Source organism: Pseudomonas syringae (assembly GCF_001698815.1).
GTDB lineage: Bacteria > Pseudomonadota > Gammaproteobacteria > Pseudomonadales > Pseudomonadaceae > Aquipseudomonas > Aquipseudomonas syringae_A.
Genome location: NZ_LGSI01000020.1, coordinates 220,266 through 244,963, shown reverse-complemented (window position 1 = coordinate 244,963; position 24,698 = coordinate 220,266). Strand labels below are relative to the sequence as shown.

At 56.5% G+C, this 24,698-nt stretch carries 24 protein-coding genes and 3 pseudogenes; 11 read left to right on the top strand and 16 right to left on the bottom strand.

Annotated elements, in window-relative coordinates:
- Positions 1–54: 54 nt before the first annotated feature.
- Complete coding sequence (locus AFK24_RS05790) at positions 55–522, top strand: DUF1203 domain-containing protein (RefSeq protein ID WP_065832324.1); 468 nt, start codon at positions 55–57, stop codon at positions 520–522.
- A 200-nt stretch (positions 523–722) separates the two neighbouring features.
- Positions 723–1,049 carry a hypothetical protein gene (locus AFK24_RS05785; protein ID WP_065832323.1) on the top strand — a complete coding sequence of 109 codons (327 nt, stop codon included), beginning with the start codon at positions 723–725 and terminating at the stop codon, positions 1,047–1,049.
- A gap of 211 nt (positions 1,050–1,260) precedes the next feature.
- Here the strand turns inward: AFK24_RS05785 and AFK24_RS05780 are convergent, their stop codons facing one another.
- Entirely contained in the window at positions 1,261–2,148 is an 888-nt protein-coding gene (locus AFK24_RS05780; protein WP_065832322.1) for a LysR family transcriptional regulator, read from the bottom strand.
- 310 nt (positions 2,149–2,458) lie between these two features.
- On the opposite strand from AFK24_RS05780, the gene AFK24_RS05775 reads away from it, so the two are divergent.
- Complete coding sequence (locus AFK24_RS05775) at positions 2,459–3,442, top strand: aldo/keto reductase (RefSeq protein WP_065832321.1); 984 nt, start codon at positions 2,459–2,461, stop codon at positions 3,440–3,442.
- A 629-nt stretch (positions 3,443–4,071) separates the two neighbouring features.
- On the opposite strand, the gene AFK24_RS05770 is transcribed toward AFK24_RS05775, so the two are convergent.
- From AFK24_RS05770 to AFK24_RS05750, 5 genes are all read right to left on the bottom strand, one after another.
- Positions 4,072–4,500 carry an ester cyclase gene (locus AFK24_RS05770; RefSeq protein ID WP_240500344.1) on the bottom strand — a complete coding sequence of 143 codons (429 nt, stop codon included), beginning with the start codon at positions 4,498–4,500 and terminating at the stop codon, positions 4,072–4,074.
- 26 nt (positions 4,501–4,526) lie between these two features.
- Complete coding sequence (locus AFK24_RS05765; protein ID WP_065832320.1) at positions 4,527–4,940, bottom strand: nuclear transport factor 2 family protein; 414 nt, start codon at positions 4,938–4,940, stop codon at positions 4,527–4,529.
- A gap of 90 nt (positions 4,941–5,030) precedes the next feature.
- Positions 5,031–5,651 carry an NADPH-dependent F420 reductase gene (locus tag AFK24_RS05760; RefSeq protein WP_065832319.1) on the bottom strand — a complete coding sequence of 207 codons (621 nt, stop codon included), beginning with the start codon at positions 5,649–5,651 and terminating at the stop codon, positions 5,031–5,033.
- A gap of 183 nt (positions 5,652–5,834) precedes the next feature.
- Positions 5,835–6,800, bottom strand: a complete 966-nt coding sequence (locus AFK24_RS05755; RefSeq protein WP_065832318.1) for an SDR family oxidoreductase — start codon at positions 6,798–6,800, stop codon at positions 5,835–5,837.
- A gap of 49 nt (positions 6,801–6,849) precedes the next feature.
- Positions 6,850–7,485, bottom strand: coding sequence for an NADPH-dependent F420 reductase (locus tag AFK24_RS05750; protein ID WP_065832317.1), 636 nt, complete (start codon positions 7,483–7,485; stop codon positions 6,850–6,852).
- Between the two features lie 203 nt (positions 7,486–7,688).
- Here AFK24_RS05750 and AFK24_RS31865 point away from each other — a divergent pair, with 203 nt between their 5' ends.
- On the top strand, positions 7,689–7,850 hold the full coding sequence (locus tag AFK24_RS31865) for a winged helix-turn-helix transcriptional regulator (protein ID WP_346424274.1): 162 nt from the start codon (positions 7,689–7,691) through the stop codon (positions 7,848–7,850).
- Positions 7,851–8,503: 653 nt separating this feature from the next.
- On the opposite strand, the gene AFK24_RS05740 is transcribed toward AFK24_RS31865, so the two are convergent.
- The 3 genes from AFK24_RS05740 to AFK24_RS05730 all read right to left on the bottom strand — a co-directional run bounded on the left by AFK24_RS05740 (position 8,504) and on the right by AFK24_RS05730 (position 13,384).
- A complete protein-coding gene (locus AFK24_RS05740) occupies positions 8,504–11,590 on the bottom strand; it encodes an efflux RND transporter permease subunit (protein WP_065832316.1) in 3,087 nt (1,028 codons plus the stop codon).
- Positions 11,587–12,693, bottom strand: a complete 1,107-nt coding sequence (locus AFK24_RS05735; RefSeq protein WP_065832315.1) for an efflux RND transporter periplasmic adaptor subunit — start codon at positions 12,691–12,693, stop codon at positions 11,587–11,589. Before AFK24_RS05735 ends, AFK24_RS05740 begins: the two co-directional genes overlap by 4 nt.
- A gap of 76 nt (positions 12,694–12,769) precedes the next feature.
- Positions 12,770–13,384: a TetR/AcrR family transcriptional regulator gene (locus AFK24_RS05730; RefSeq protein WP_065832314.1), complete on the bottom strand. Its 615-nt coding sequence runs from the start codon at positions 13,382–13,384 to the stop codon at positions 12,770–12,772.
- Between the two features lie 977 nt (positions 13,385–14,361).
- Here AFK24_RS05730 and AFK24_RS05725 point away from each other — a divergent pair.
- Entirely contained in the window at positions 14,362–15,033 is a 672-nt protein-coding gene (locus AFK24_RS05725) for an SPOR domain-containing protein (RefSeq protein ID WP_240500343.1), read from the top strand.
- Between the two features lie 70 nt (positions 15,034–15,103).
- Positions 15,104–15,394 carry a DUF6388 family protein gene (locus AFK24_RS05720; protein ID WP_065832313.1) on the top strand — a complete coding sequence of 97 codons (291 nt, stop codon included), beginning with the start codon at positions 15,104–15,106 and terminating at the stop codon, positions 15,392–15,394.
- A gap of 105 nt (positions 15,395–15,499) precedes the next feature.
- Here the strand turns inward: AFK24_RS05720 and AFK24_RS05715 are convergent, their stop codons facing one another.
- Together AFK24_RS05715 and AFK24_RS05710 are read right to left on the bottom strand one after the other, a co-directional pair.
- On the bottom strand, positions 15,500–16,354 hold the full coding sequence (locus AFK24_RS05715) for a helix-turn-helix transcriptional regulator (protein WP_065832312.1): 855 nt from the start codon (positions 16,352–16,354) through the stop codon (positions 15,500–15,502).
- A 189-nt stretch (positions 16,355–16,543) separates the two neighbouring features.
- A complete protein-coding gene (locus tag AFK24_RS05710; RefSeq protein ID WP_065832311.1) occupies positions 16,544–17,515 on the bottom strand; it encodes an XdhC family protein in 972 nt (323 codons plus the stop codon).
- A gap of 123 nt (positions 17,516–17,638) precedes the next feature.
- Here AFK24_RS05710 and AFK24_RS29700 point away from each other — a divergent pair.
- Positions 17,639–17,962 (top strand): annotated as a pseudogene (locus tag AFK24_RS29700) (alpha/beta fold hydrolase); the annotation flags it as partial.
- On the opposite strand, the pseudogene AFK24_RS31855 reads toward AFK24_RS29700, so the two are convergent.
- From AFK24_RS31855 to AFK24_RS05690, 4 genes and pseudogenes are all read right to left on the bottom strand, one after another.
- A pseudogene (locus AFK24_RS31855) lies at positions 17,959–18,459 on the bottom strand (xanthine dehydrogenase family protein molybdopterin-binding subunit); the annotation flags it as partial. The pseudogenes AFK24_RS29700 and AFK24_RS31855 overlap by 4 nt on opposite strands.
- 162 nt (positions 18,460–18,621) lie before the next feature.
- Positions 18,622–19,890, bottom strand: coding sequence for a putative bifunctional diguanylate cyclase/phosphodiesterase (locus AFK24_RS05695; protein WP_346424275.1), 1,269 nt, complete (start codon positions 19,888–19,890; stop codon positions 18,622–18,624).
- A 48-nt stretch (positions 19,891–19,938) separates the two neighbouring features.
- Positions 19,939–20,217, bottom strand: a pseudogene (locus AFK24_RS31335) (transposase); the annotation flags it as partial.
- 223 nt (positions 20,218–20,440) lie between these two features.
- On the bottom strand, positions 20,441–20,803 hold the full coding sequence (locus tag AFK24_RS05690; RefSeq protein WP_065832308.1) for a winged helix-turn-helix transcriptional regulator: 363 nt from the start codon (positions 20,801–20,803) through the stop codon (positions 20,441–20,443).
- 113 nt (positions 20,804–20,916) lie between these two features.
- On the opposite strand from AFK24_RS05690, the gene AFK24_RS05685 reads away from it, so the two are divergent.
- The 4 genes from AFK24_RS05685 (at position 20,917) to AFK24_RS05670 (ending at position 23,285) form a co-directional block, all read left to right on the top strand.
- Complete coding sequence (locus AFK24_RS05685; RefSeq protein ID WP_065832307.1) at positions 20,917–21,651, top strand: SDR family NAD(P)-dependent oxidoreductase; 735 nt, start codon at positions 20,917–20,919, stop codon at positions 21,649–21,651.
- 72 nt (positions 21,652–21,723) lie between these two features.
- Positions 21,724–22,323 carry an NADPH-dependent F420 reductase gene (locus AFK24_RS05680; protein ID WP_065832306.1) on the top strand — a complete coding sequence of 200 codons (600 nt, stop codon included), beginning with the start codon at positions 21,724–21,726 and terminating at the stop codon, positions 22,321–22,323.
- 75 nt (positions 22,324–22,398) lie between these two features.
- The gene (locus AFK24_RS05675; RefSeq protein WP_240500341.1) at positions 22,399–22,821 is read left to right on the top strand and encodes a nuclear transport factor 2 family protein; all 423 of its coding nucleotides are present in this window, start codon (positions 22,399–22,401) and stop codon (positions 22,819–22,821) included.
- Positions 22,822–22,868: 47 nt separating this feature from the next.
- Positions 22,869–23,285, top strand: a complete 417-nt coding sequence (locus tag AFK24_RS05670) for a nuclear transport factor 2 family protein (RefSeq protein ID WP_065832305.1) — start codon at positions 22,869–22,871, stop codon at positions 23,283–23,285.
- 637 nt (positions 23,286–23,922) lie between these two features.
- Here the strand turns inward: AFK24_RS05670 and AFK24_RS05665 are convergent.
- Positions 23,923–24,579: a hydrolase gene (locus tag AFK24_RS05665; RefSeq protein ID WP_065832304.1), complete on the bottom strand. Its 657-nt coding sequence runs from the start codon at positions 24,577–24,579 to the stop codon at positions 23,923–23,925.
- Between the last annotated feature and the right edge of the window lie 119 nt (positions 24,580–24,698).

Here is a 24,698-nt window from a genome sequence, read left to right as displayed (position 1 = left end):
CGAGCACAGGGCGAACACTCTTATTGTAAGGCTCAACTTCAACAGGAGCCGACCATGGCCTTCCGTATATCTGGCCTTTCCCCTGAACAATTCCAGCCATTGTTTGGATTGCCTGACCAGGAACTAACGTCACGTGGGATAAAGCGCTACATCGTCGACAGCAAGCCTGGTTTTCCTGACCGTATTGAAATGAAAGATGCAGAGCTGGGTCAGAGCGTGCTGTTACTCAATCATGTCTGCCAGCCAGCCAACACACCCTACCGAGCCTCACACGCTATTTTCATACGCGAGGGTGCAACTCGGACCTATGACGTAGTGGATCGGGTTCCTGAGGCAATGCGGATACGCCTGTTATCCCTTCGTGCTTACGCAGCGGACGGGATGATGCTCGACGCAGATGTCGCTGAGGGAACAGCAATAGAACCGATCATTACTCGGATGTTTGATAATCCAGACGTGAGCTACATCCACGTCCACAATGCCAAGCGGGGCTGTTACTCCGGGCGTATTGATCGCGCATAGTCATTGTCGGTTTGGGGCCAACGCGTAAGTGCATTCTGCAGCGCGTTATTCTTCTTCTTCTCGAGTCTCTACTTCGTCCAGAGGTATCCAGACATACGGGGAGTAGCCATTTGGCAAGCAATGCCGTTGGTCGCCAACAGTTCTGTTTTTTGCCTCAAGGTCCAAACTTAATTGTGCGACTCTAAAGGAGGCGTACAACAATGAGCACAACCCTACTGAGCGCCGTGACCGCAACGCTGCTCGCCGCAGCCTGCCTGACAGCGTTCGCGGACCCACCAAAAAAACACAATAGGACCAGCACCGTTAGCGAATCCACTTCCTACCAGCCCTCGACGAACTCGGCTCCCAACGTTGAATACAACAACAGTGCCGACAACGCAAATGGACCCATCCAGGCAATCGGAAGAAGCGGTTCACATTCGATGCATCCCAACGCGCCTGTTGCAGCAGAGCAATTTGCTGACGATGAAGTAGAGGCTTCCCAACAAATTGGAGATGACTATCCAAATGCTCCCGGGAGCAACTAAGACTGTCGTTTGAGTGTTCGAAGCCCGCAGCCACCTTCGGCCGTTGTCTGGAAAGACCCTTTTCCAGCAAGGCACCCACAATCGGGCCTCGTGGGCTTCGACCGCTCGAAATAGAGCTAGAGTCCCACGGCCGACTTTTTCAACACAACCGGCCATAAGTGGTCATTACCGCTCAAGGCCGATTTCGCTTGGCCATATTTCCGACGACACATCACACGCCTGAACGCAGCAAATTCAGCAAAAGCCTGAACGCAGGTTTGGGCTGTCTACGACTCGGGTAATAGAGGTGATACCCCGTCACAACAGGACACCAATCATCTAAAACCCGTACCAATCGACCTTCCAGGATGTGATGTTCAACGACGTCTTCCGGGAGATGAGCAAGTCCGACGCCCGCGAGCGCGAAGTCCAGCATCAGCGGGACTGTGTTGCACACCATGTGACCCTCCGCACGAACCCTGACCTCCCGCCCCTCCTTTGCAAACAGCCAGGACCAAAGCCCTCCCGATGTAGGCAAACGTAAATTGATTCCGATATGGGCAGTCAGATCATGAGGCGTCACGGGTTTGGCCCTGCGCTTGAAGTATGAAGGAGAACCGACCACTGCCTGTCGGAAGTCCGGACCTATACGAACCCCGATCATGTCTTTGGCCACCTGCTCGCCTAAACGAATCCCGGCGTCGTACCGCTGCTCGACGATATCGACCAAGCCGTAGTCATTGTTGATTTCAATCCGGACCTCTGGGTAATCCAGCATGAGCTTGCTGACTGCCGGAGTCAGGATCGTTGCTGAGGCGTGTTCCACCGAGGTGATCCGTAAGGTGCCTGCCGGTTTTCCGCTTAGCTCGGACAGATCTGCCAGTCCAGCTTCGATGCCTTCAAAGTGCGGACCGATAGAGCCTATCAAGCGTTCTCCAGCTTCCGTCGGCGAAACGCTTCGGGTACTGCGAGTCAGCAACTGCACACCCAATTGCTCTTCGAGACGTCTGAGCGTTCGGCTCAGGGCTGGTTGTGACGTCCCCAATTGAGCCGCTGCTTTGGTAAAGCTCCGCTCGCGCGCGACCGTCAGAAACGCAACAAGGTCGTTAGTGTCTCGCATGATTGATATCCAACTGATATAGGTCCATTCCTACCATACCATCTAATCATTTATCGGGTGCGCTGCTAGATTGGCTTCACATTCAGTCTGTGACGTCCTCATGAAACATACGCAATCAGGAGTTTTTATGGACAGCGACAAGCCAGTAACAGGTTCTGAATTTTTCACCTCTTTTGGCCGTCGTGAGTTCGTAACCAAAGCCGCACTCACAGGGGCTGCCTTGGCAGTTGGAACTTCGGCATGGGCAGGGTCTTCGCTTCCGCCTACCGCTGTCCAGAACTCGAAAAACCTTACGGGAGGGACTGTAAAAATGACGAAACGTCATCTGGGTAATCTAGAAGTTTCGGCCATTGGCGCCGGTTGCATGAGCATCAGCGCCAACTACGGCCCACCTGCTGATATTGATCAAGGCGTTCAAACGCTTCGCACGGCTTTTGAAAAAGGTGTGACGTTTTTCGACACGGCGCAGGTGTACGGCCCATACACCAACGAAGAGTTGGTCGGTAAAGCGCTTAAGCCGTTTCGAGACCAAGTGAAAATCGCCAGCAAATTTGGTTTCGCCATCGACGGCACCCTCGGCCTGAACAGCCGTCCGGAGCACATCAAAAAGGTTGTCGAGGAATCTCTAAAACGCTTGCAGACCGACCGGATTGATCTCTATTACCAGCATCGCGTCGATCCCAATGTGCCCATTGAAGACGTAGCGGGCGCAATCAAGGATCTGATTGCAGATGGCAAGATCCTGCATTTTGGTTTGTCCGAAGCCAGTGCCAAAACCATTCGCCGCGCGCATGCCGTACAACCTGTGTCGGCAATCCAGACGGAATACTCATTCTTCCATCGTGACCCCGAACACAACGGCGTACTCGCGGCCTGTGAAGAGCTGGGAATCGGTTTTGTGCCGTGGGCGCCGCTGGGTGAAGGCTATCTGACCGGCAAAATGGACGCGAATACCAGGTTCGATCCGAAGACCGATTTCCGAGGGACATTCCCCCGCATGTTCTCTGAGAACATGACAGCGAACATGCCGGTCGTGGACATCCTGAGAAAGGTGGCCACAGCAAAAGGCGGGACACCTGCACAAGTCGCGATTGCCTGGCTACTTGCACAGAAGTCCTGGATCGTGCCAATCCCCGGTACACGCAGAGTCGATCACCTGACTGAAAACCTTGGCGCGCTGAATATTCAGCTGACAAGCGAAGACCTCTCGGCCATGGAGCAGCAGTTCTCCAAATTAACGGTTCATGGCGAGCGCATGTCTGAGATGCACATGCAGCAGATCGACCGCAATTGACTGGCGGGCACTTATCTTGAAAATCCAATGGCCAAGCGGGAGATCCACAGCACTTAGGCGCTTTGGTCAGCGGTCAGCGGTCAGCGGTCAGCGGTCAGACAGGAACAGAATGGAGGGTTGAAATGAGCCATAGCTACTCTGCCTGTCGCCACCGTCAGCTTTGGGTCCAGGCTGTGTGAAAACGCATGCACCGTTTTGAAGTCTGCGTTGCTACGTAAAATCTGCCTGCGTTTGGTTAATCAGCAGACAGGAAATTTGCGTAGGAACGCGATTTTCGTTCCAGTCCTGACTGTCAAACCTGCTCTAAAACGTTTTCACACAGCCTCGGTCAATAGCTGCTCTCCACGGAGGGCAACTTTGGGTCGGATATCCGAGAGTGCCTCGCCGCCATAGGTAAGCTGATGGGCGTGGCCACAGAGCGGCCGAGCGCCTCGATCATCTGCGTTTACCCCGAGCCAGGCCTAATTAGAATCTACGGCCATATGAAGCCGCCGATTGCCGTCCTTCACCCTAGTTCCATCGCGTGCAGATGACCGCTGCTTGCGCTTCCTTGTCGAAGCCCTTCAACATGTTGATGACGTTAATGACATGGGTGAGGCAACGCTTGATGCCGCTCCCAGCACCGCTCCTCAGTTGCTGGCAAGGCCAAGTTGTTGCTGCATTACGGAAGCCGCGTTGTAGCAATTAAAGGATATGACCTTTCCATGTTCCAGATGAAAAACGTCGCAGCACGGAACATCTATTGTCTTGCCCGTTGGAGCGACAGTCCCTGAGGCAAGTGTGAGGTTACCTTTATGCGTCCCCCGAATTGCGAGCTCGACGACTACGACATTCTCCGCGACATAGATGTTGAATAGCTCGCGGTGAACATCAGGAAACGCACTTGCGAAGGCGTCGATAGCATCGCCAATAGCCTGCCCGTGCAACTTCAATCCGGTAGGAATGTCGCACATATATCCTTCATCCGAGAAGAAGGAGATAAACTTCGCGATGTCTTTCCCGCTACCCTCCCCGGCTGCGTACAGTTCTCTGACGATTTCTTTATTCTCAAGCATCATAAATCCTCCGCGTAGTTGGTTACCGACTATTTGGAGCCCGCGTCCATCTCGGACGCCCGCGCCAGTGCTTGCGTATCGATATATTCCCGGATGTTCGTCAGTTTTCCATTTCGCACAGTAATGGCGAAGACCCAATCGTCCTCCCACGTCCTATTCGTCGCTTTAATTCTCCCCTTAGCGAAGCCGACGACCAGAACCCGGTCTCCCTGCGCTACGAATTCGCGGGGCTCCATGAATGAAGTTTCCATCGTTTCAGATTGCGTCTGAAACAAATCCGCCAATCCCGCGTGCCCACGTCGCGTGCCGGCCAGCGGCCAGTCCTCGCCCGGAATGATCCATTCAATATCTTCGGCAGACAACGCCAGCAGACCTGGCATATCGCCGCGGCCGATTGCTGCAAACGCATCCTTCACAATCTGGACATTCTCTTTTACGTTCATCGAAATCTCTCCGTTTCGCTCACATCTGATCGCGTCCGCTCTAATCAGATACGTTATGGACCTGCCGGTGAGGGGCGAGGTGTCGGTGATTCAGCCGATGTCGACGTTCAAGGCGATGTCCCAAGTGCCGGCGCCGTTTTTGGCCAAGCCGATCATCATCAGGCCGAGCGCCTCGAGCGTCTGCGCCATGTGCACGCCGCCAACATCCAACGGACGCAGCCCGAGACTCTCGATGAACGTCGAGACGCGCGCCTTGGCATCCTGATCGTCGGCGGCGATGAACGTGTCGAGGCGCCCCCCCTTGGCAAGGACGTGGCCGAAAAGCGTGTTGAACGCCTTCACGACATGCGCGCCGGCGGGGGCGATCTTGGCGATCTCCTGCGCACCAGAACTGCCGGCGGGAGAGACAAGGCCCTTGAGGTCCGGGGAGGCCGTGTTGGTGATGTCGATGATCACCTTGCCGTCGAGCGCGTCCCCGTAGTCGGCCACCACCGACGCCGCACCGGTGTACGGCACAGCGAGGATGACGATGTCGCCGGCCGGAGTGGCCCCGTACTTCCCTGTGGTCGCTCCGGCTGCGAGCTTGTCGGCCAGCGCCTGCGCCTTGGCGGGGTCGCGGCTGACCACCTCAACAGTGTATCCAGCTTTGGCGGTGCGACCGGCGATCGCCGCGGCCATTCCTCCTGAACCGATGATGCTGATAATGCTCATGTGTAATCTCCAAATGAGTTGGGGTATTGCCCGCAGTCTCTGAACGGGCTTCCCCCGGTTAGTATCCCGTGTGTGCCGGGCCGCATCCGCCTCCCGTATGCCATGCTCGGGTCGAACGGATCACGCATCGCGACATTGCTGTCCGCCAGGCCCGTTGCGACCCGGCGAACAGCCTCAGCTCACTCAGGCGGCAGGGAAGTAGTGGCCATTGTCCATATCGGCAAACAGGCCGGGCTGCATTGGTGTCCAGCCGAGAGTCTGGCGCGTGATATCGTTCGACGCCGGGGTATCCAGCGTCACCAGGTTCGCGAGGAAGCCGAAGAAACCCGGCCCCATCATTACGTCCGCGGGAATGGGCACGGCGGGAAGGTTCAGACGGCTGCCAATGGCCTCCGCGATCTCGCGGTACGGGATAGACCCTTCGGCAACCGCATGCCAGCATCTGCCAGCGGGACCCTTCTCCAGCGCCAGGCGGAACAGGGTAGCGAGGTCGCGGGCATGCACTGCCGCCCACCGGTTCGAGCCGTCGCCGGGGAAGCCAACGACGCCCTTTTCCTTTGCTTGCCCGATTAGGACCTGAAGGAAACCAGCCTTGTCGGTTGAGCTGTGCATGATTTCAGAAATGCGCACGACCGAAGACCGCACGCCCCGCTCTGCGAGACCGATTGCGGTAAGCTCCACGATGTTACGAACCCGCAGGGAGCCCTTATATTGATCGCCAGCCGGAGAAAGAGCCGGATCCTCCTCGGTCGCTGGTCGGCTCTGGAGCGGCCCAGGAACCGGCCAACCCACGTTAGTCGGCGAACCGATGCTTCCCGACACGACCAGCGGCTTTCCCGTTCCAGCCAGTGCATCACCGTATGCGAGCATGATCTTGACCTCCGCTGCGGCAACAGCGTCGAGCCCGCCGACCGGAAGCAGGTCTTGTCTGTGCGCGACGTGGATCACGCCGTCGGCGGCTGCAGCCGCCTCCTTGAGCCCGTCGAGATCATCGAGATCACCGCGACGCACCTTTGCGCCGAGCGCAGTGACCGCCTCCGCCGCACTGTCCGACCGGGCCAAAGCAGTGACCTCGTGGCCGGCGGCGATGAGGTCGGAGATGATGTACGGACCGGAATGGCCGGTCCCGCCAGTGACGAATACGTGCATGTAGGTGTTCCTTGTAAGTGATGTGATGCGAGAAGTTCTGCGAGTGCACTCAGCCGAGAAGGCTGACGCCGATTGAGAAATTGGTGTGCTTGACGGAGTGGGCGATGAGGCCCAGCGAAAGCAGGCAGGCATGCTCCAGCGTTCGCGCCATGAGTAGCGGCCCAGTGTCCATCGGGCGCAGTCCGAGGCTCTCGATGAACGCCGAAACGCGTGCCTTCGCCTGTGCGTCGTCCCCGGCGATGAACACGTCCAACGGGTGACCCTCGACAGAACCGGCAGCCAGGACGTGGGAGAACTGGGTGTTGAACGCCTTGACGACTTCGGCGTCGGCAGGGGCGGCTTTGGCGACTTCCTGTGCGCCGAAACTGTCCTCGGGGGTCACAAAGCTTGTGAGGTCGGGGGCGACGGGGTTGGTGATGTCGACAAGTACCTTGCCTCCCAGTTCCTCGCCGTACTGCTTCACCACGTCGAGAACGGCGGAGTAGGGAACCGCCAGAATGACAATATCCCCCGCCGGGGCGGCGCCGAACGTTCCTGTTGTCGCGCCGGCTCCGACCTGCTCGGCCAGTGCCCGCGCCTTGGCGGCGTCACGGCTCATCACCTCGACGGTGTGTCCGGCCTTGGCGGCAAGGCCGCCGATCGCTGCGGCCATGCCACCTGAGCCGATGATGCTGATAGTGCTCATGTGCAGCTTCCTTACAGATAGGGGGTTGATCATTCATGGACTGCCGGTGCGATCCGGCGACCGTGCTCAACGTACGAGCCATGCTGGCCTCTTCACTTGCAAAACGCAAGTGAGTCACGGAAATTTACTTGCACCATGCAAGCAATATTAAGATCCAACCATGAAAAACAACATCCAAAGAAGACGTTCGGTCCCATTGCGCAGTGAACTATGGCGTGGAGATCTTTGGCGACCGGTGGTCGCTGTTGATCATTCGCGACATCGTTTTGGTGGGTAAGAAGACGTATGGCGAGTTCCGGAAGTCCGAAGAGGGAATCGCAGCTAATGTCCTTGCTTTCCGCCTTGCCTTTCTTGAGGAGCAATGAATTCTCTCGAAGGCACCCTGCCCCGACGACAGGCGCAAGGATTTCTACACGCTGACAGAGAAGGCCCTGGACCTCATTCCCCTCGTGCTCAACATCGTCCTTTGGAGCGCGAAGCACGATTCGAAGGCGTACGTAAGGGACCTCGAGGAGTTCATTATCGATTAAGTTGAAGCCCCACGCAGGTGAGCGAAGAGGTGAAGGCGCTGGTCCGCAATGGCGGATGTATGTTTCCCGAGAGCAAGGAATGAGCAAGACGGCAAGCGCGCCCTGTCACGTCGCACGAGCTATATGCACACCACCAGCTACAAGGTGCAGCGAATGGCGGGGTTCAGGGTCGATTTCAGCCGGTCGCCACTGGCCGAAATCGGCCGATTCTGTTGAAAAAATCGGTTTTTTAGAACTGCCGAAAGATTGGCCGGCGAAACCGCCTTTTAGCACGCTTCTACGTGAAATCTCGGCCTGAAAACCTCCGCAAACATTAAGAATTTCAATCTACGACGCTTACTTCTCTTCCGTAGAAACCGAGGTCGATTTTTTCAACAGAATCGGCCAAAAGCCGCCACTCAGCCCTAAGACCATGAGGTCGCGAATCCGGTATCGACACCCGCTTTGCAGACCTGAAGATAGAAAACAGTCGTTACTGCTCATGAGCGTTATGAGCCCTGTTTTTGCGTAATAGGTTTGCCCTCGGGACGGATCTTGAACCAGATGGAATACATGGCTGGAAGGAAGACCAAGGTCATGACGGTCCCCCCTAAGGTGCCTCCAATCAGGGTGTAAGCCAGTGTGCCCCAGAACACCGAATGCGTTAGCGGGATGAACGCCAGGATCGCCGCCACCGCCGTGAGCAATACCGGGCGAGCTCGCTGTACAGTCGCTTCAACCACCGCATGGAACGGATCAAGCCCCTCCTTTCCGTTGTGATCGATTTGCCCGATCAGGATCAAGGTGTTGCGCATCAGAATGCCGGACAGCGCGATCAGCCCGACAAGGGCGTTGATACCGAATGGCTGGTTGAACAGAAGTAGTGTTGGCACTACTCCAATCAATCCAAGTGGCGCGGTAAGGAAAACCATCACCATCGCAGACATCGACCGTACCTGGACAATGATGATCAGCAAGGTGATTGCAATCATGATCGGAAACAGCGGCAGTAAGGCCACGGTGGCCTTTGCTGACTCCTCAATCGACCCGGCTTGCTCAATGCGATACCCATCTGGGAGGCTGTCGATGATGGACTGCAACTCGTTCATGATCTTCGAGGACACATCCGGTGGTTGCAGGTCTTCAGCAATATCTCCACGCACGGTGATTGTCGGCATGCGGTCTCGGCGCCGAAGAATGGGGTCCTCCATGCGCACACTGACCTCGCCTATCTGCGAAAGCGGAATACGCTGACCGGCAGAACCTACCAGGGTGAAGCCTTCAATTTTCGCAGGGTCGAGCCGGATATCTCCTGCTGCCCGCCCCATCACCGCTACTGAACGGATGTCTTCGCGTACAGAAGTGATCGGGATACCTGAGAGCAGGAACTGTAATTGCTGGGCTACCGCGCTCGACGTCAGCCCGACTGCCTGCAATCGGTCCTGATCCAGAGAGAAATGCAGCGTGGGCATTCGTGGTCCCCAATCGCTGTTGACGGTCCGCATCATCGGACTTGCCAGCATGACGGCTTCGACCCGGCCAGCGATCTCACGCAACGTGTCCGGATTTGGCCCCGTCACGCGATACGCGACAGGAAACGGTGAGTAAGGACCGAATACGAGTTGTGTAACGCGAACACGAGCCTCAGGTGCGAGCCCCTGAGCAACAGCCTCACGAATCCGTAGCTTGAGGGCCTCGCGCGCCTCCTGACTCTCGGTCAGGACCACGATCTTCGCGAATGATGGGTCCGGAAGCTCCGGTGCCATTGCCAGATAAAAACGCGGCGAGCCCTGCCCGATATAAGACGTGACGATCTTTGCTGCATCCTGCTTTTGCAGCCATGCTTCGACTTTTGCTGTCGTGGTGCTGGTCTGCTCAATCGATGTGCCATAGGGCATTTGCACTTCGATTAACACTTCCGGACGATCCGACGTCGGGAAGAATTGTTTTTTAACGAGTCCCATCCCGAGAATCGCCATTACAAACGCAGCGATGACCGCACCAGCCACCCACCATTTCCGAGCAATGACGTGAGCCAGGACTCGTCGAAAACGGTTGTAATGCGGGGTGTCGTAAATAGCGGCATGCCCGCCTTCAACCGGCTTGATTTCTGGCAACATCTTCACACCCAGATAGGGCGTGAAGACCACTGCAACTACCCAGGAGGCAATCAAAGCGATACCGACAATCCAGAACATGTTGCTGGTGTATTCGCCAGCAGTCGACTGCGCAAAACCGTTAGGCATGAAGCCAACAGCAGTCACTAATGTCCCGGCAAGCATTGGAGCTGCTGTTTGGCTCCAGGCGTAGGCTGATGCCTTGATACGGTCGTAGCCTTCTTCCATCTTCACCACCATCATTTCGATGGCAATGATGGCGTCGTCCACCAACAGACCCAGCGCCAGGATCAACGATCCCAACGTAATACGGTCAAAGTTCTTGCCCGAGGCTTCCATCACTACGAAGACAATAGCCAGTGTGAGCGGTACGGCCGCGGCGACGACCACACCCACTCGCCAGCCCATACTGAGGAAGCAGACCAGCATCACAACAAGCAGCGCGACGAAGAATTTGATCATGAACTCGTCAACGGCCGAGCTGATGTTAACCGACTGGTCGGTGACCTTCGAAAGCGTCATTCCCAATGGCATGCCTCCATTGATTTTGGCCGTCTCGGCATCCAGTGCTTTACCAAGGTCCAGACCGTTCCAACCGTCGCGCATCACGATGCCCAGCAACAGGGCCGGTTCACCCTGGTTGCGGACCAGAAAAGTAGCGGGGTCTTCATACCCGCGTTCAACTGTCGCCACGTCCGAAAGCTTCAGCGTTTTGGCCTGCACCACAATCGGCGTATTGCGGATTTTCTCAAGCTTGTCGAGGGCGCCGTCCAGGCGTAGAAATACCTGGGGCCCGCTGGTTTCAATCGAACCGGCAGGCGTCAAAACGTTCTGGTTGTTGAGCGCCGAAAAGATGTCCTGAGGAGAGATACCCAGTGTCGCCAGCCGCTCATGGGAGAACGATACGAAAATACGCTCGGCTTGTTCACCGATGATATTGATCTTCTTTACGCCCGGTACATGAAGCAGACGCTGGCGCAGCGATTCAGCATCGCGCACGAGTAACCGCTGAGGCCCACCTTTTGCTTTTAACGCAAAAAGCGCAAAGGTCACGTCCGAGAATTCATCATTGACCATCGGACCGATGACGCCCGCAGGCAAGGATTTCGCTGCATCACTTAGTTTTTTGCGAGCTTGATAAAACTCTTCCTGCACCAGGGAAGGCGGTGTTTTATCCACGAGTGAAACCATGGTGAAAGCCAGGCCTGGCCGGGTGTAGGTCTCGCTACGGTCGTACCATTTCAATTCCTGCATGCGTTTTTCAAGCGGCTCAGCGACCTGGTCCTGCATCTCTTGCGCAGTTGCGCCAGGCCACGCAGAAATGACGGTCATTTGCTTGACTGTGAAGGGTGGATCTTCCGCACGCCCCAGTTTGAAAAATGAAAGCGTTCCTGCCACTCCGATCAGGAAGATGAGAAACAGCGTGATAGACCGTTCGCGCACGGCCAGTGCAGACAGGTTGAAACGTCCCACGCTCATGGTCGTTCCCCGGCGGCGACAGCACCCTGCTGCACCAGCACTTCCTCACCATCGTGAAGTAGATGCGCCCCCAGTGCCACGACCTGTTCACCGGCCGCAAGACCGCCACTCACCCTCGCCGAATAGTCACTCAGACCCAGCACTTGAACAGCACGCCAGGTTACTTTTGCAGGTGTACCTGCAATGACCCAAACACCCGGCCCCTGACCTGGGTCATGGATGGCGGCAATGGGTACCGCCAACGCATCCAGGACGCCTTTGCTTCCAGCGATATCGATCGTGACTGTTGAACCGAGTGGCGCGCTGACGTTTGCACCCTCAAGCACATACCTGGCTTCGAAAGTACGCGTCAGTGGATCTGCAGCGTCAGAGAGCAGCCGCAGCGTTGCAGGGATAACGCTCGCACCGTTTCCATACAACCTCGCCTTAGCCTGGTCACCAATGGCTGGGCGCAATGTTTCGGGTAACTGGACAATGGCCTCCCTCCGTCCAGCCTTTGCCAGCCTGACCACGGGCTGGCCTGCACTTACGACCTGTCCAGGCTCTGCCAAGGTGTCAACCACTACCCCATCGGCGTCAGCCAGTAAAACTGCGTAGCCTGTTGCGTTGTGAGCGACGTTAGCCTGGGCTTGCGCAGCATTCAGCTCTGCCCTTGCCGTGTCAGCCAAGGCCTTTATCCGGTCGTAGGCCGAAGCGGAGATAGCACCAACAGTTACCAAGTTGCGATTACGGGCTTCGTCATCTGCGGTCTGCTTGGCTCGCGCGCCCGCGGCCGCAACCGCTTGCTGTTGAGCCAGTGCCTGGAGACCAAGGTCAATGGGGTCCAGACGCATAAGCGGCTGACCTCGTTTGACGGTTTGGCCGGTGTCAACCATACGTTCCAGCACCTTCCCCGACACGCGAAATCCCAAGTCGCTCTGAACGCGTGCTACCACAACGCCGGTGAACGAGCGTGATGTGTCATCAGCGCGCGCGACAGCTGCGGTCCTTACCAAAGGAGGTTGAATACGTGGATCGCGCACGCTCGACGATTCGCCGCATGCAGTCAAAACGAAAGGCAATAAGCAAAAAGCGGCAATGAATGCAGGTCTGGACCGGAGCATGGGATCCCTTACTTCAATTAAGTGAGCAGGAAACCGATTCTCCAGATAGTGACCAATATAGTCAATAGTCACATACTTAAGGTGCTAGACTTCGCAGTATTAGAGCCGAGAGAAGCACTGGAGCTGTCGACACAATGTCCAGGTTGTACTGCAACTGCACCGGGTTGATGAAAGGCCGCATTACCAGGTGAATCGCCTGAACCGCCTCATCCAGCGGAGTCTTGCGCTCAAACTCACCCGACTCTCTGCCCTCAAGTAGAATTTGCTGGATTAACTGGCGAAGGCCTTCGTCATGCGCCGCGGCAGAAGGCCACCGATCGCGGCCTGCGACAGCTGCAATGTCATAGAGCTTTCGGTCGTGAAAAAACAAATCGCTGCCCGCCTCCACAAGCGACCGGAACAAGCGGCGCAGCTTCTCAGAAGCTGTTGGCGCATCGCTGATTGCCGAGTTCACGATGGCCATGATCATCGCAAGCCGATTCGAGCAGATGACCTCTCCAATGGCCTGCTTGGAGTCAAAGAATTTGTAGATGTAAGCCTTGGAAAAGCCGATAGCCTTGGCAAGATCGGAGACCGTGGTTTTCTCATACCCGTAGTGTCCGAAATGCTGTGTTGCCGCTTCTACAACCTGATCGCGAACGCTATGGTCGGATGGACCGCGCGATGGTGGCGTCTTGATTTGATTAGTCATATTTTCAGCTTAGCTCTGTGAACATTTATTGAAAACCCGTTACCCAGCCGTAATATAGTCACTGCGTAGATCAATTCAAGGAATTTCAATGCGCCCGCTTTGTTCGTACGTACTGGTTTTGAGTACCGGACTACTGTCGAGCTGCGCCGTAGGTCCGGACTACCACCGGCAAGCCAGATATTACAGCGCATCCGACCGGTAATGCCGTCTGGTGGGAGGGTTTTGATGATCCGTAACTAAGTAACTACGTCTCAAGCGCGCTTGCGCAGAATCTCGATCTCGCCATTGAAAGGCCGCCGAGTTTCATCAGCAGCGCAGCGGCAATCATTACCTCGCGCGCTTTGACTTGGGCCAATACCCGAAACAGGGGATTGAGCAGAACGTTCAATTTTGAGCGCTCAGTTCAGCAAACTCTTCAGGGCTAAGCACAATATCCGGAGCGTTCACCAAGAACTCTCCAGGGTAGGAATGGCACCTGAAGCGTAGTGCAGGACACTGGCATCGTTTGAAAGGGTGACAAAAAATTCAGTAGCCTCTCCCTGTCCGCACCGTAAAGGGCCGGCTAACAATCTTTTCATTTTTACCGAGCGCATAGGCATAGCTTGAATCTTGAGTAAGGCACTTTGGCCACGATATCCACCTTGAATATAAGTATTTTAATGGATAACCCTGCAATCCATCTGATACGGTTTTTTTTCGATTATCTGAGCCTTTTTCGTTAACCAGCAGTCTATAAAGTGCATGCCCGATGCTCTTTAAAACAATAAAAAGCAGCCAATAGTTTTGGCTCTTGGGCACACTGACGCGCTCAGGAATTTAGACCATCCCAGGATCAACAATAGAACCCTGTTTTATCAGAAAGAAATGGGAAAAATAACTATTCACTTGATTTGGAGATGGCCGCTGTGCGAAAGCTAGGCTTGGGTTTCTTGGTAACTGGCGTTTTGGGGCAACTATCAGCACTACTATGGACCTACATGTCTACAGGACCAATTTGTCAAAATAACGTCGACCATTCATACCTCCAGCAAAAAGTGACAAAGTTCGAGCAACTAGTCGATGACACCTCTAATAAAGTTGTGACAGAGCTCAATACAATACATTCCGACGGGCTCACGCCCCTTGCGAAAAACGGATCCCACATACCCGATTCAACGGAGGCTGACGCCGTACAGTTTTTGATCGAAAAGCCAGACGAAACTCCAGTACTTACGCTGCCTTCATTGCCCGCACAGGCACACAAATGGACGATTATTCTCAGCGGTCTGATCGCTTTTACCGGCCTGCTCTTGGCCGTATTCGCCCGCAAAAAAACCATTGATCCGCAATGGCACGTCTTTCGCACCGTGCCAGGCTCGCTAATCACGCTGGAACGCCCGTGTTTGACGTGCGGCGGCTTCATTTCCCACATAGCAAAAACCGCTTCAGCTTCGCCTTCATCAGGCTTGTGGGTGATCGAAATAGCGTTGAACACACCCAGCCGTCATCGCGCCACAAAAGCCATTAAGCAGCTGGAGTTGCCGGTAGCGCGTAAAGAAAACAACTTTGTCGTCATCGGCCCATATAAACAGAAGCAGGACGCGGCTCGAGTCGTGAAAGAGTTGAGTGAAATTCATGGCGTTAGAGGATGGATGATGGCGGGAAATTGACATAGCCCGATTTAGCACTGGGCCTACCTCGAACAAACGGCTACTTATTTTATGACACAAGAGCGCATTCATGATCGAAAAAGAACTTAGGGCCGAACTCGCCCTGAAGAAATTCCTGGCCGCCAACTTATGGATCCAACTTGAACTCAGCGAGCTGAACTACAGCCTCGCTGAAAACTGCGGACTATCGCCGGAAGAATATCGCCTAAAAATTCTGCAAGAAGCATTTGATGCAGAAGCAGACGCTCACGACTGCGATTGCTGGGACTTCATTCTGCAGTGGGTAGCCGATACTCAGGAAGAGCTAGAGTTGATGCGTGAAGAACGCATGAAAGAGATTTATGACTTTCTGGACGATTAGTAGACTCTACAACTTTTGTAACCTATACAAGCCGCTAGCTTTCAAGATGAAAGACTAACTTCATCGGCCGGAGCATTGCCCAATAGCTCCCGCCCTCCTCTCGGTTCAAACCGCCGCATAGCAATCCACTACACGCCGATACTGGCTGGGAGAAGCTCCGATATGCTGACGGAAAAACCGTGTGAAATGGCCTTGCTCGGAAAACCCGAGGTTCTCCGACAACAGGCCTAACGTTCCACTGCGCTCACGCTCCAGCCAGCCAAAAGCCCGGCGCATGCGAGCGTCGTTAAGCAACAGGGTCGGGGTCATGCCGGTATCTTTCTTGAACAGCGCAAAGAAGTGCGCCCGCGACAGACCACAAGCACGCGCGGCATTGTCGATCGGGTTCGGATCATCGAGGTGCGCAAGCAACCAGGCGGTGCCACGGCGCACGCGCGCGTCCCGGAATTCAGCTGAGTTCGGCGCACCCAGTAGTGACAAATGCCGCCAGCTGGAAAAGTCCTCGATCAGTTCGATCAGGAAGTCGAACAGCATGAATTCCATGCGCTCTTTCGGCACGATCCCGCAGCCATGCGCTTCGGCGACCAGGATGTCGGCCAAGGTGCGATTACGACTCGACAGCTCGATGCACGACTGGGCAAAAAAGTCCGGCCGACCGCTGAGCGCCAGCGACTGCTGGGCAGTGGCCAGCCAGGCGGGCTCGATGTAGAGCGCCAGGATTACGGTGGCACCGGCACCCGACTGCGGATCGTAGAAATGCGGCTCCCAGGCGTTGACCAACACCGCCGTGCGATCACTGAGCGGAACCCGCCGACCGTTGACGTTGAAGTAAGTGTCTTCGCCGGACACTTTGACCAGCACATGGCATTCGGAATGGGTGTGGGTGACCAGTGAACGATCCATATTCAGCAAGGCGACCCGGCCAAACCTGCCGTGGAAAACCCGTTGGGCAATCGACATCAGATTCCTCCGCTCGCTAGAAGCGATATTGTTATCAGCCACAGTGAAGAATTATCGCGGTGCCTATGTGTTTCTGGACCCCGGCGATCTCTCAATGGTTCGGCAGCACTTGGCTGGCCACTATCGCGCGCGAATGACCGATCGTCTATCTCGACTTTCGCAGCCCCCACGCTCGTCGGAAAAACCGCCTTACAAGGCATGGCGCTCTTTCCCGTGATAAACGCGCAGGATATCGGCCACCACCGCCAGAGCGATTTCCGCCGGGGCCTTGCTGCCCAGATCGAGGCCGATGGGCATGTGCAAACGGGCAATCTGTTCATCCGTCAGACCACCGATGCGTTTGAGCCGCTCGGCGCGCTTGGCCGAGGTTGCCTGAGAACCCATGGCACCGATGTAAAACGCCGGGGTGTGGACCGCTTCCATCAGCGCCAGATCATCGATTCGCGGATCGTGAGTCAACGCCACCACCGCGGTCGCCGCGTGACAACCTCCTGCGGCAATGAACATTGAGGGCAGCACACGTTGCATCTCGACGCCTTCGAGCTGGACATGCAGCATCTCTTCCCGGGGGTCGCAGGCGATGACTTCGCAGCCGATGGCGCGGGCAAAACTGGCGCAGACTTCCGCGACCGGCGAGAGCCCTGCCAGAATCAGTCGCAAGGCCGGACCGACGCTTATGCGTACGGTCTCAGCAACAATCTGCACTCGCTCACTGCCGTGTCCGATGTCCGCGTTCAATTGCAGGGCGCCGCTGCTCAGGTCGACATGACGCAGCAGACGACGCTGACCCAGTAACGCCGCTTGCAGACTCTCCAGGTGCGCGATCCATTCGAGGCTGGCAGAGCGGTGCTCGACCAACACGATCAGCACGCCGCCACAGGGCAATCGTAGACGGTGGCGTTGCTCGACGCTGTCGCCATAACTGACGATCTGCGCCGGTTCACGTAATTCACCGCGCGCCAGACTTTCGAGAAACTCCTCTTCGACGCACCCACCCGACAGCGAGCCGACGTGTTCGGCTGTGCCATTGGCCACCAGCATCGCACCCGGCGCACGCGGCGCCGAGCCATAGGTGGAGAGCACCGTGCACAGCCACTGGGCCTGCCCGGCGCGAGCCCATTGCAGTGCCTGGTCGATCACCTGAACATCGAGATGACGCATGTTTTCTGTACCTCAAGCAAAGCGTGGTGCTGCATGCGGGGTTACGTTTACGGTAACCTGCGAGCAACCTTGTTCAATCGTTGATTCAGCATGTCGCCACAACAATTTTTGTAACTTGGGCCTCTGCGCTTGGAATATCGCCAACTGCCTCCGGCTAACCCGTCGCGACCGAGGCTTGTACTGTTGCACGAAGGCCTCGGCAGCGCTGACCAATGGAAAGACTTCCCCCTGCGCCTGGCCCTGGCCAGCGGTTACGGTGTGGTCACCTACAGCCGTCAGGGTTACGGGCAATCGAGCCCGGTAACCCTACCGCGTCCGCCGAGCTACCTAAGCAGCGACGGCCCTCGTGAACTGCGGCAATTGCTCGATGCCTTGCAACTGCCGCAAGTGGTCTTGCTCGGTCACAGTGACGGCGCATGCATCGTCCTCGCCTATGCCGCCGCCTCATTGACCACGTTGCTGCCGACTGCTTCGTGCAGGATCGGCGCCTGCTCGGCGGTGGCCAGTTCGGGATCGATGATCGGTGGCAGCGGCTCGTCTTCAACGCGCACACCTTCGATGGCGTCCTCGGCCAGATAGCGGCTCTCAGCGATCACCACGGCCACCGGCTCTCCGACGTAGCGCACCTTGTCCGCGGCGACGCACCAGTGCTCCATCGGCTGACGCACACCCACCGGAAACGGCAGCGCCCAGCGTTTGACGTCTTCGCCGACCAGCACGCCGTGCACGCCTTTCATCAGCAGCGCTCCGGAAAAATCCACCTAGGTGATCCGCGCACGAGCGTGGGGTGAACGGATCATCGCCGCATGTAGCGTACCCGGAGGGATTGCAGCGTCATCGGCATAGCAGCCGAGGCCGCGCAACAATGCGGCGTCCTCGACACGGGTCTGACGGGCGCCGATGTCGCCGGTCTGGCTTTCGGTAGCAGGTTGGAAACTAGTCATTTTTTCGCGGCTCTTGTTGTTATGCAGCGCGATAGCGTTAGAGCCGAGTGTGTGAGAAAGGCGCAGGAAGCGCCTTGCCTGGGGAGAGGGAGTTCTGCGTTGAGGTCTGAAAGTTTGCCTTAGCGTCTGATTTTCAGGACTGGGACCAGACAGAATTGCCGGTCAGGGATGGGACGCGGAACTGCTTAGGAAAGCTTCGATTTCTGCATAGGGCATCGGTTTGGCAAAGTAATACCCCTGAAAAACATCGCAACGACTGCCCTTCAGGAAATCCACCTGAGACGCAGTTTCCACGCCTTCGGCGACAACCGTCAGGCTGAGGTGATGGGCCATGGAAATGATGCCTTGGGTGATCGCGGCATCGTGATGGTCGGTGGTGATTTCCTGGATGAACGAGCGGTCAATCTTGATCTTGTCGATGGGCAATCGCTTGAGGTAACTGAGGCTGGAGAAACCGGTGCCGAAATCATCGAGCGCAATGCATACACCTAGGGCTTTGAGCTGGTGCAACGTGTCGATCGCCTGTTCAACGTTATGCAGCAAGAGCGACTCGGTAATCTCCAGTTCCAACTGCCCGGCGCTGAGTCCGTGCTTGCCCAGCACTGTCTGGATACACTCAACGAACTGGCCACGCTGAAAATGCATCGGCGAAATATTCACCGCCATCGAGATGCCCGTGATGCCCTGCTCGCCTAGCTGGTGCAGCTGCGCGCAGGCCGTATCGAGTACCCAAAGGCTCAGCGGGATGATCTGACCACTGTCCTCTGCCACCGGCACAAACACTGCGGGTGAGATAAATCCTTTTTCCGGATGCTGCCAGCGCAGCAACGCTTCGATCCCGACCACCCGACCCGTGCGCGCGTCTATCTGCGGTTGATAACGCAGCTTGAACGAATGAGTTTCGATAGCCTTTTGCAGGTCATTGCGCAGGCTCGCATGCTCGCAAACGCGCTGATTAAGATCGCTGGTGTACCACTGAAAGTTGTTGCGCCCTTGCTGCTTGGCTTTGTACATGGCCATGTCCGCCTGCTGGATCAGCTGCATAGGCTGCTCGATGTGACCATCGCTCATGGTAATGCCGATACTTGCACTCACGTGCAGGTCAATGCCCTGGATGCAGTAGGGTCTGGCAATGCTGGCCATCAATCGCTCGGCCACCGGTACAACGTCCTCATCACGAAGCAGGTCCGGCAGCAGTACGATAAATTCGTCACCGCCCATGCGCACGATGGTATCGCCGGGACGAACCTGCTGGGTCATACGCTGCGCCACCTCAATCAGCACTTGATCGCCGAAGTAGTGCCCGATCGAATCATTGATGGATTTGAATCCATCCAGATCAATGCATATCACCGCCAGACAACGCTTACGCCGACGACTGGTGTGACAATCCAAAATAAGCCGGTCTTCAAGAGATACACGGTTAAGCAAACCAGTCAGCCGGTCATGGCAGGCGTTGAAGCTCAATTGGCGCTCGAAGCGGCAGAACCAGCGGTACGCCAGGTTCAAATGAGCCTCTTCGCATAACCGGCGTTCGGAGCGAATGCCGTAGCAGCCCACGATCAGCAGGCGGGTCATCAGTTCAGGATCAATTGAGGGACGCCCAATCGGGCTGTAAAAGTCGGCGAGGTAATGGCGTAGATCGCTCAGATCGAGGCATCGATCAATGTTGCGCAGGAGGTGATTGGCTGGGATGTGATCTTCAATGTTGAACGAGTAAAACAGTCTCTCTTGCCCGCTCGACAATTGTCCCATCATGCTGCGAATCCTCCCGCTGGCCGATGACCTGATTTTGCAGCAGGCCAGGCAGGAGATCTACTTTTTCAACAGAATCGGCCAGAAGCGGACCTGCAGCTTTCGTCTAAAACATGTGCCAGAGCATCCAAACCACGCACCCTGACAGTCTGATCGGAAGAATTAAACCTGCCGCCCTCACACGAATGCGGAGCGTCGCCCAACTCAGCGTTTTTCCAGCATCCTGCTAGGGCAAAGTGTCGCGCTTGGCGAAGATGTTTGCCATTTCCGCCGCGTTCTCGGTTCCCCAGATGCACAGCGGGATGATCGCGTCAGCCAGGCTGCGACCGAGCAGGGTCAGCGTGTAGTCCACGCGCGGGGGCACTTCTTTGTAGTCGGTCCGCGCCAGTACGTGATCGGCCTCCAGATCCTTCAATTGCTGGATCAGCACCTTGTCGCTGACGCCAGGGATCAAGCGCTTGAGTTCGCCGTAGCGTTTCGGACCGTCGCGCAGGAAAAACAGGACCAGCGGTTTCCACTTGCCCGAGATGATGCGCAGCGTGGCGTTGAGCCCGCAGCCGGTACCGCAGATTTCAGAAGTCGTCGTCATTTTTTGATACTTACCAAAAGGTGCATACTTGTCGTTAGGTTATTAGGCCTGCATCCTTGGCCTCAAGCAAGCAGTTCCCTGCTTGCACACAACGCCAAGGAAAAATGCACGTCATGACCAGACTGAATGGAAAGACCGCAGTGATCACCGGCGGCGCTACCGGTATCGGCCTCGCCGCTGCAAAGCGCTTCATCGATGAGGGCGCCTTCGTCTTCATCTTCGGCCGCCGTCAGGAAGCGCTCGACGCCGCCGTGGCCGACCTCGGGCCCAATGCCCGCGCAGTAAAGGGCTCGGTTTCCGATGAGGCCGACCTCGACCGACTCTACGCGGCGGTGAAGGCCGAGCGCGGAACCCTCGACATCGTCTTCGCCAATGCCGGGGCGGGAAGCCAGCTTGCGCTCGGCAAGATCACGGCCGAGCACATTGACGAAACCTTCGACACCAACGTGAAGGGTACGATCTTCACGGTCCAGAAGGCGCTGCCGCTGATGGGCCAGGGCGGTTCGATCATCCTGACCGGATCAAGCGCCGGCACCACGGGCGCCCCGGCATTCAGTGCCTACAGCGCCAGCAAGGCAGCAGTGCGCAACCTCGCGAAGTCTTGGGCGGAGGATCTGAAGGGCACCGGCATCCGGGTAAACGTGCTGTCGCCCGGACCCACGGCGACCGATCTCGCGAAGCAAGCGCTAGGCGAGGAAGGCATGAAAGTCTTCGCCTCGATGAATCCGCTCCAGCGCATGGCTGAACCGGCGGAAATCGGGGCGGCGGCTGCCTTTCTCGCTTCGTCGGACAGCAGCTTCATGACCGCCAGCGAGGTCGCCGTCGACGGCGGCCTGGCGCAAATCTGACTCGCTGCGCCCGGCCGGTCACTCCATTCGATATTCGGAGCCCGCTGGGCGTGGTAAACCTGAGGAGAATATATGAGCTACGCAATTATCGGCTTCGGTAATATCGGCCAGGCCCTAGCCAAGGCATTTGCCCGCAACGGCATCGAAGTATCCGTTGCAACCACTCGCGACCCGGAAAGCTTTGCCTCCGCTGCGGCCGCGATCGGACCCGAGATCATTCCCAAAACCCTGGCGGAAGCCGTCAAGGTGGACATCGTCTTTTTGGCGGTCCGTTTCGAGTCACACCCGGATGTCGCGAAGGCGTTGCCGACCTGGAAGGGCAAGACCATCATCGATGTGACCAATGCCTACGGCGTGTCCCCTGAGGAACTGGGCGATCAGCCTTCTTCCAGAGTCGTCGCGCAGGCCTTCACGGGTGCAAGACTGGTCAGGGGCTTCAATCATTTGGGTGCTGCCGTCCTTGGTCAAGATCCGGCCGTACAGGGTGGTAGGAGAGTCGTGTTCCTCGCGAGCGACGATGACGACGCCGCGGCAGAGGTTGGTGCGCTTGCGGAAAAACTCGGTTACTCGCCGATCAAACTTGGCGGGCTTTCGGAAGGTGGGCTGCTAGTGCAGGCGCGGGGAAATAGCTGGGGTCAACTGATCTTCAAGGACCTTGTCAAGTTCGACTGATGAGTCGTGATCGCAAGTTTCGATGCGATCCTGCCTCGACGATTAGATAGTACTTAATAATCAAGGAAAGGGGCGATGATGCTTAATAATGAAAGAATAATCAGAGAACTCTGTGCCTCCGCGGAGGGGCAAGGAACGGATATCGAGAAGTTTGTTTCCATGTTCTCTGAGGAAGGATACATGTGGGATATGGCTTCCGGCATGAAGTTCCGTGGGAAGGCCATTGGTGACTCTATCGCTGGCCTGGTAAGCGCGTTCCCCGATGTGCACCGTGAGTTGTTGAACATCCACGTCGCGGGAGATGTTGTCGTTGTCGAGCTCGCGATTCGGGGAACGCACACAGGTGATCTGGCGCTTGCTTCTGGGACTCTAGCTCCCACGGGCAAGACGATAGATGTCCCGTCTTGCGATGTTTTCCACCTCGAAAATGGGAAGGTCATATCTTTCCATTGCTACAACGAGGCTTCCGTCATGCAGCAGCAACTTGGCCTCGGCTGAATTACCGACACTACACGATCCGATGTAAGAGCAATGGAGAGGTCTTTATGAGCATTCAAGAGAATATCCAGATTGTGAAGGAGTTTTTTGCAGCAATGGGCGGCGGCGATAGGCAAGGTCTGCTGGCGTTGTCTGCCAAAGATATCGAGTGGATCATTCCGGGAGAGGGCTGGCCGTTGGCCGGCACACACCGCGGGCACGCGGGATTGGCAGACTTGCTTCAGAAGGCTTCTGCAGAGATGGAAATTTCATCCCCAGAGCCCCCCGAGTTCGTAGCGCAGGGAGACCGGGTTCTGGTCGTCGGCTTCGCTACCGGGAAAGTCAAAGCCACGAATAGGACGTTTGAGGACTATTTTGTCTTCGCCATCACTGTGCGAAATGGCAAGCTAACGAACATTCGAGAATATGTCGACACGCAAGCACTGGCGCTGGCCTCAGAGATGGACGCAAGCCCCAGGCCCTAAGCCATCGGGACAGATACCACCCAAGACGATCCGCAAAGGGTTGATGTATTGGTCACGGGCCTGACACCACTTGACGTTGCATTGGTTGCATTGGTTGCATTGATGTAGAGGCTTGTCCAGATCCGGGCGGTGCGCTAGACCAGCTTCATGTGCTGATGATCCGTGGTGCGATCCGCCATGCTCAGTCTGGCAGTGGTCGATTTCTGCCTGTCGCCACCGTCAGCTTTGGGTCGATTCTGTTGAAAAAAACGGCCATCCAAAACTGCCTGAACATTGGCTTGTGAAAACGCGATTTTTACGCGTAGCTACGTGAAATCTGGCGTCTGGAAACCTCTGCTAAAAGTAAAGATTTCAATCTCGGACGCGGATTTTTCAGCCGCAGAAACCATGGCACACTTTTTCAACGGAATCGGTCGAACGCAGCCAGTCGCAACCGGCAGCTATCGGCCAGAGGCGGCAATTGCCGTGACATAGAAACAGTGATTCAGCCCGCACTGACATCCTGGTGCACAAGCCCAGGCTCCCGGTGGTAACTGCCACCGGCTGCTTTCACCTATGCCGGACATCGCCTTGGCCATCCTCCTGGCTGAATGAAGGTGGCGGCGGCTGCGTTCGCAACCGCCACCTCCATCATTTGTCAGCTACGTGAGGTGTCGTTGGTCGCTTCCTTTACTGTCTTTTCGGCGTTGAAACCGTCGAAGTTCTCAAAGACGCCCATAAAGCCGGGGACGGTTGATTCGCGCGACCAGTCGCGCTGGAGCTCGCAGTACATCTGCACACGGCTGATGAGCTTCGCGCCCGCCTGCTCGATCCGGCGTAACGCCGCTTCGTGTGCGACGGGCGATGTGCCACCGACCGCATCAATCGGCACGTAGACGTCATAGCCTTCCTGGATCGCGTCGAGCACAGGGAACGTCAGACAGGCTTCGGTCCAGAGTGCGGTCATAATGAGCTTCCGGCGGCCGATCGCTTTGACCGCCTGCTTGAACTCGGTGTCTTCCCAGCTGTTGATCGAGGTGCGGTCATATGTCGGCAGATGACCGAGTATCTCCTGTAGCTCCCGGATGGGCGGCTTGTTGCGACCGGTCGCGACATTGACAGTCGAATGAATAATAGGAAGGTTGTAATTGACGGCTGCCTTGGCGACGCTCGTGATGTTAAAGATGAGTTCCTCGCGCGACATTGAACGGATCGAGGAGACTTGGATCGGCTGGTAGTCAATGATGATGAGCGCCGAGTTCTCGGGCGACAAGAGTTGGTCGGTATGAGGGTCGCGGATAATTTCGCTTGTCATTGGAAGGTCCTTTTATTGGTGGTGATGCACGCGTGTGGAAGGGCCAGAGTCCGTCCGGGAGAATGGGCAAGACCCTGACAGCGCCTCTTCTGATGTAGAGAGCGATTTAGTTTTCCTGG

Coding starts and splice junctions, on each gene's coding strand:
- AFK24_RS05790 (WP_065832324.1), top strand. CDS start 55: ATGGCCTTCCGTATATCTGGCCTTTCCCCTGAACAATTCCAGCCATTG.
- AFK24_RS05785 (WP_065832323.1), top strand. CDS start 723: ATGAGCACAACCCTACTGAGCGCCGTGACCGCAACGCTGCTCGCCGCA.
- AFK24_RS05780 (WP_065832322.1), bottom strand. CDS start 2,148: ATGCGAGACACTAACGACCTTGTTGCGTTTCTGACGGTCGCGCGCGAG.
- AFK24_RS05775 (WP_065832321.1), top strand. CDS start 2,459: ATGACGAAACGTCATCTGGGTAATCTAGAAGTTTCGGCCATTGGCGCC.
- AFK24_RS05770 (WP_240500344.1), bottom strand. CDS start 4,500: ATGATGCTTGAGAATAAAGAAATCGTCAGAGAACTGTACGCAGCCGGG.
- AFK24_RS05765 (WP_065832320.1), bottom strand. CDS start 4,940: ATGAACGTAAAAGAGAATGTCCAGATTGTGAAGGATGCGTTTGCAGCA.
- AFK24_RS05760 (WP_065832319.1), bottom strand. CDS start 5,651: ATGAGCATTATCAGCATCATCGGTTCAGGAGGAATGGCCGCGGCGATC.
- AFK24_RS05755 (WP_065832318.1), bottom strand. CDS start 6,800: ATGCACGTATTCGTCACTGGCGGGACCGGCCATTCCGGTCCGTACATC.
- AFK24_RS05750 (WP_065832317.1), bottom strand. CDS start 7,485: ATGAGCACTATCAGCATCATCGGCTCAGGTGGCATGGCCGCAGCGATC.
- AFK24_RS05740 (WP_065832316.1), bottom strand. CDS start 11,590: ATGAGCGTGGGACGTTTCAACCTGTCTGCACTGGCCGTGCGCGAACGG.
- AFK24_RS05735 (WP_065832315.1), bottom strand. CDS start 12,693: ATGCTCCGGTCCAGACCTGCATTCATTGCCGCTTTTTGCTTATTGCCT.
- AFK24_RS05730 (WP_065832314.1), bottom strand. CDS start 13,384: ATGACTAATCAAATCAAGACGCCACCATCGCGCGGTCCATCCGACCAT.
- AFK24_RS05725 (WP_240500343.1), top strand. CDS start 14,362: ATGTCTACAGGACCAATTTGTCAAAATAACGTCGACCATTCATACCTC.
- AFK24_RS05720 (WP_065832313.1), top strand. CDS start 15,104: ATGATCGAAAAAGAACTTAGGGCCGAACTCGCCCTGAAGAAATTCCTG.
- AFK24_RS05715 (WP_065832312.1), bottom strand. CDS start 16,354: ATGTCGATTGCCCAACGGGTTTTCCACGGCAGGTTTGGCCGGGTCGCC.
- AFK24_RS05710 (WP_065832311.1), bottom strand. CDS start 17,515: ATGCGTCATCTCGATGTTCAGGTGATCGACCAGGCACTGCAATGGGCT.
- AFK24_RS05690 (WP_065832308.1), bottom strand. CDS start 20,803: ATGACGACGACTTCTGAAATCTGCGGTACCGGCTGCGGGCTCAACGCC.
- AFK24_RS05685 (WP_065832307.1), top strand. CDS start 20,917: ATGACCAGACTGAATGGAAAGACCGCAGTGATCACCGGCGGCGCTACC.
- AFK24_RS05680 (WP_065832306.1), top strand. CDS start 21,724: ATGAGCTACGCAATTATCGGCTTCGGTAATATCGGCCAGGCCCTAGCC.
- AFK24_RS05675 (WP_240500341.1), top strand. CDS start 22,399: ATGATGCTTAATAATGAAAGAATAATCAGAGAACTCTGTGCCTCCGCG.
- AFK24_RS05670 (WP_065832305.1), top strand. CDS start 22,869: ATGAGCATTCAAGAGAATATCCAGATTGTGAAGGAGTTTTTTGCAGCA.
- AFK24_RS05665 (WP_065832304.1), bottom strand. CDS start 24,579: ATGACAAGCGAAATTATCCGCGACCCTCATACCGACCAACTCTTGTCG.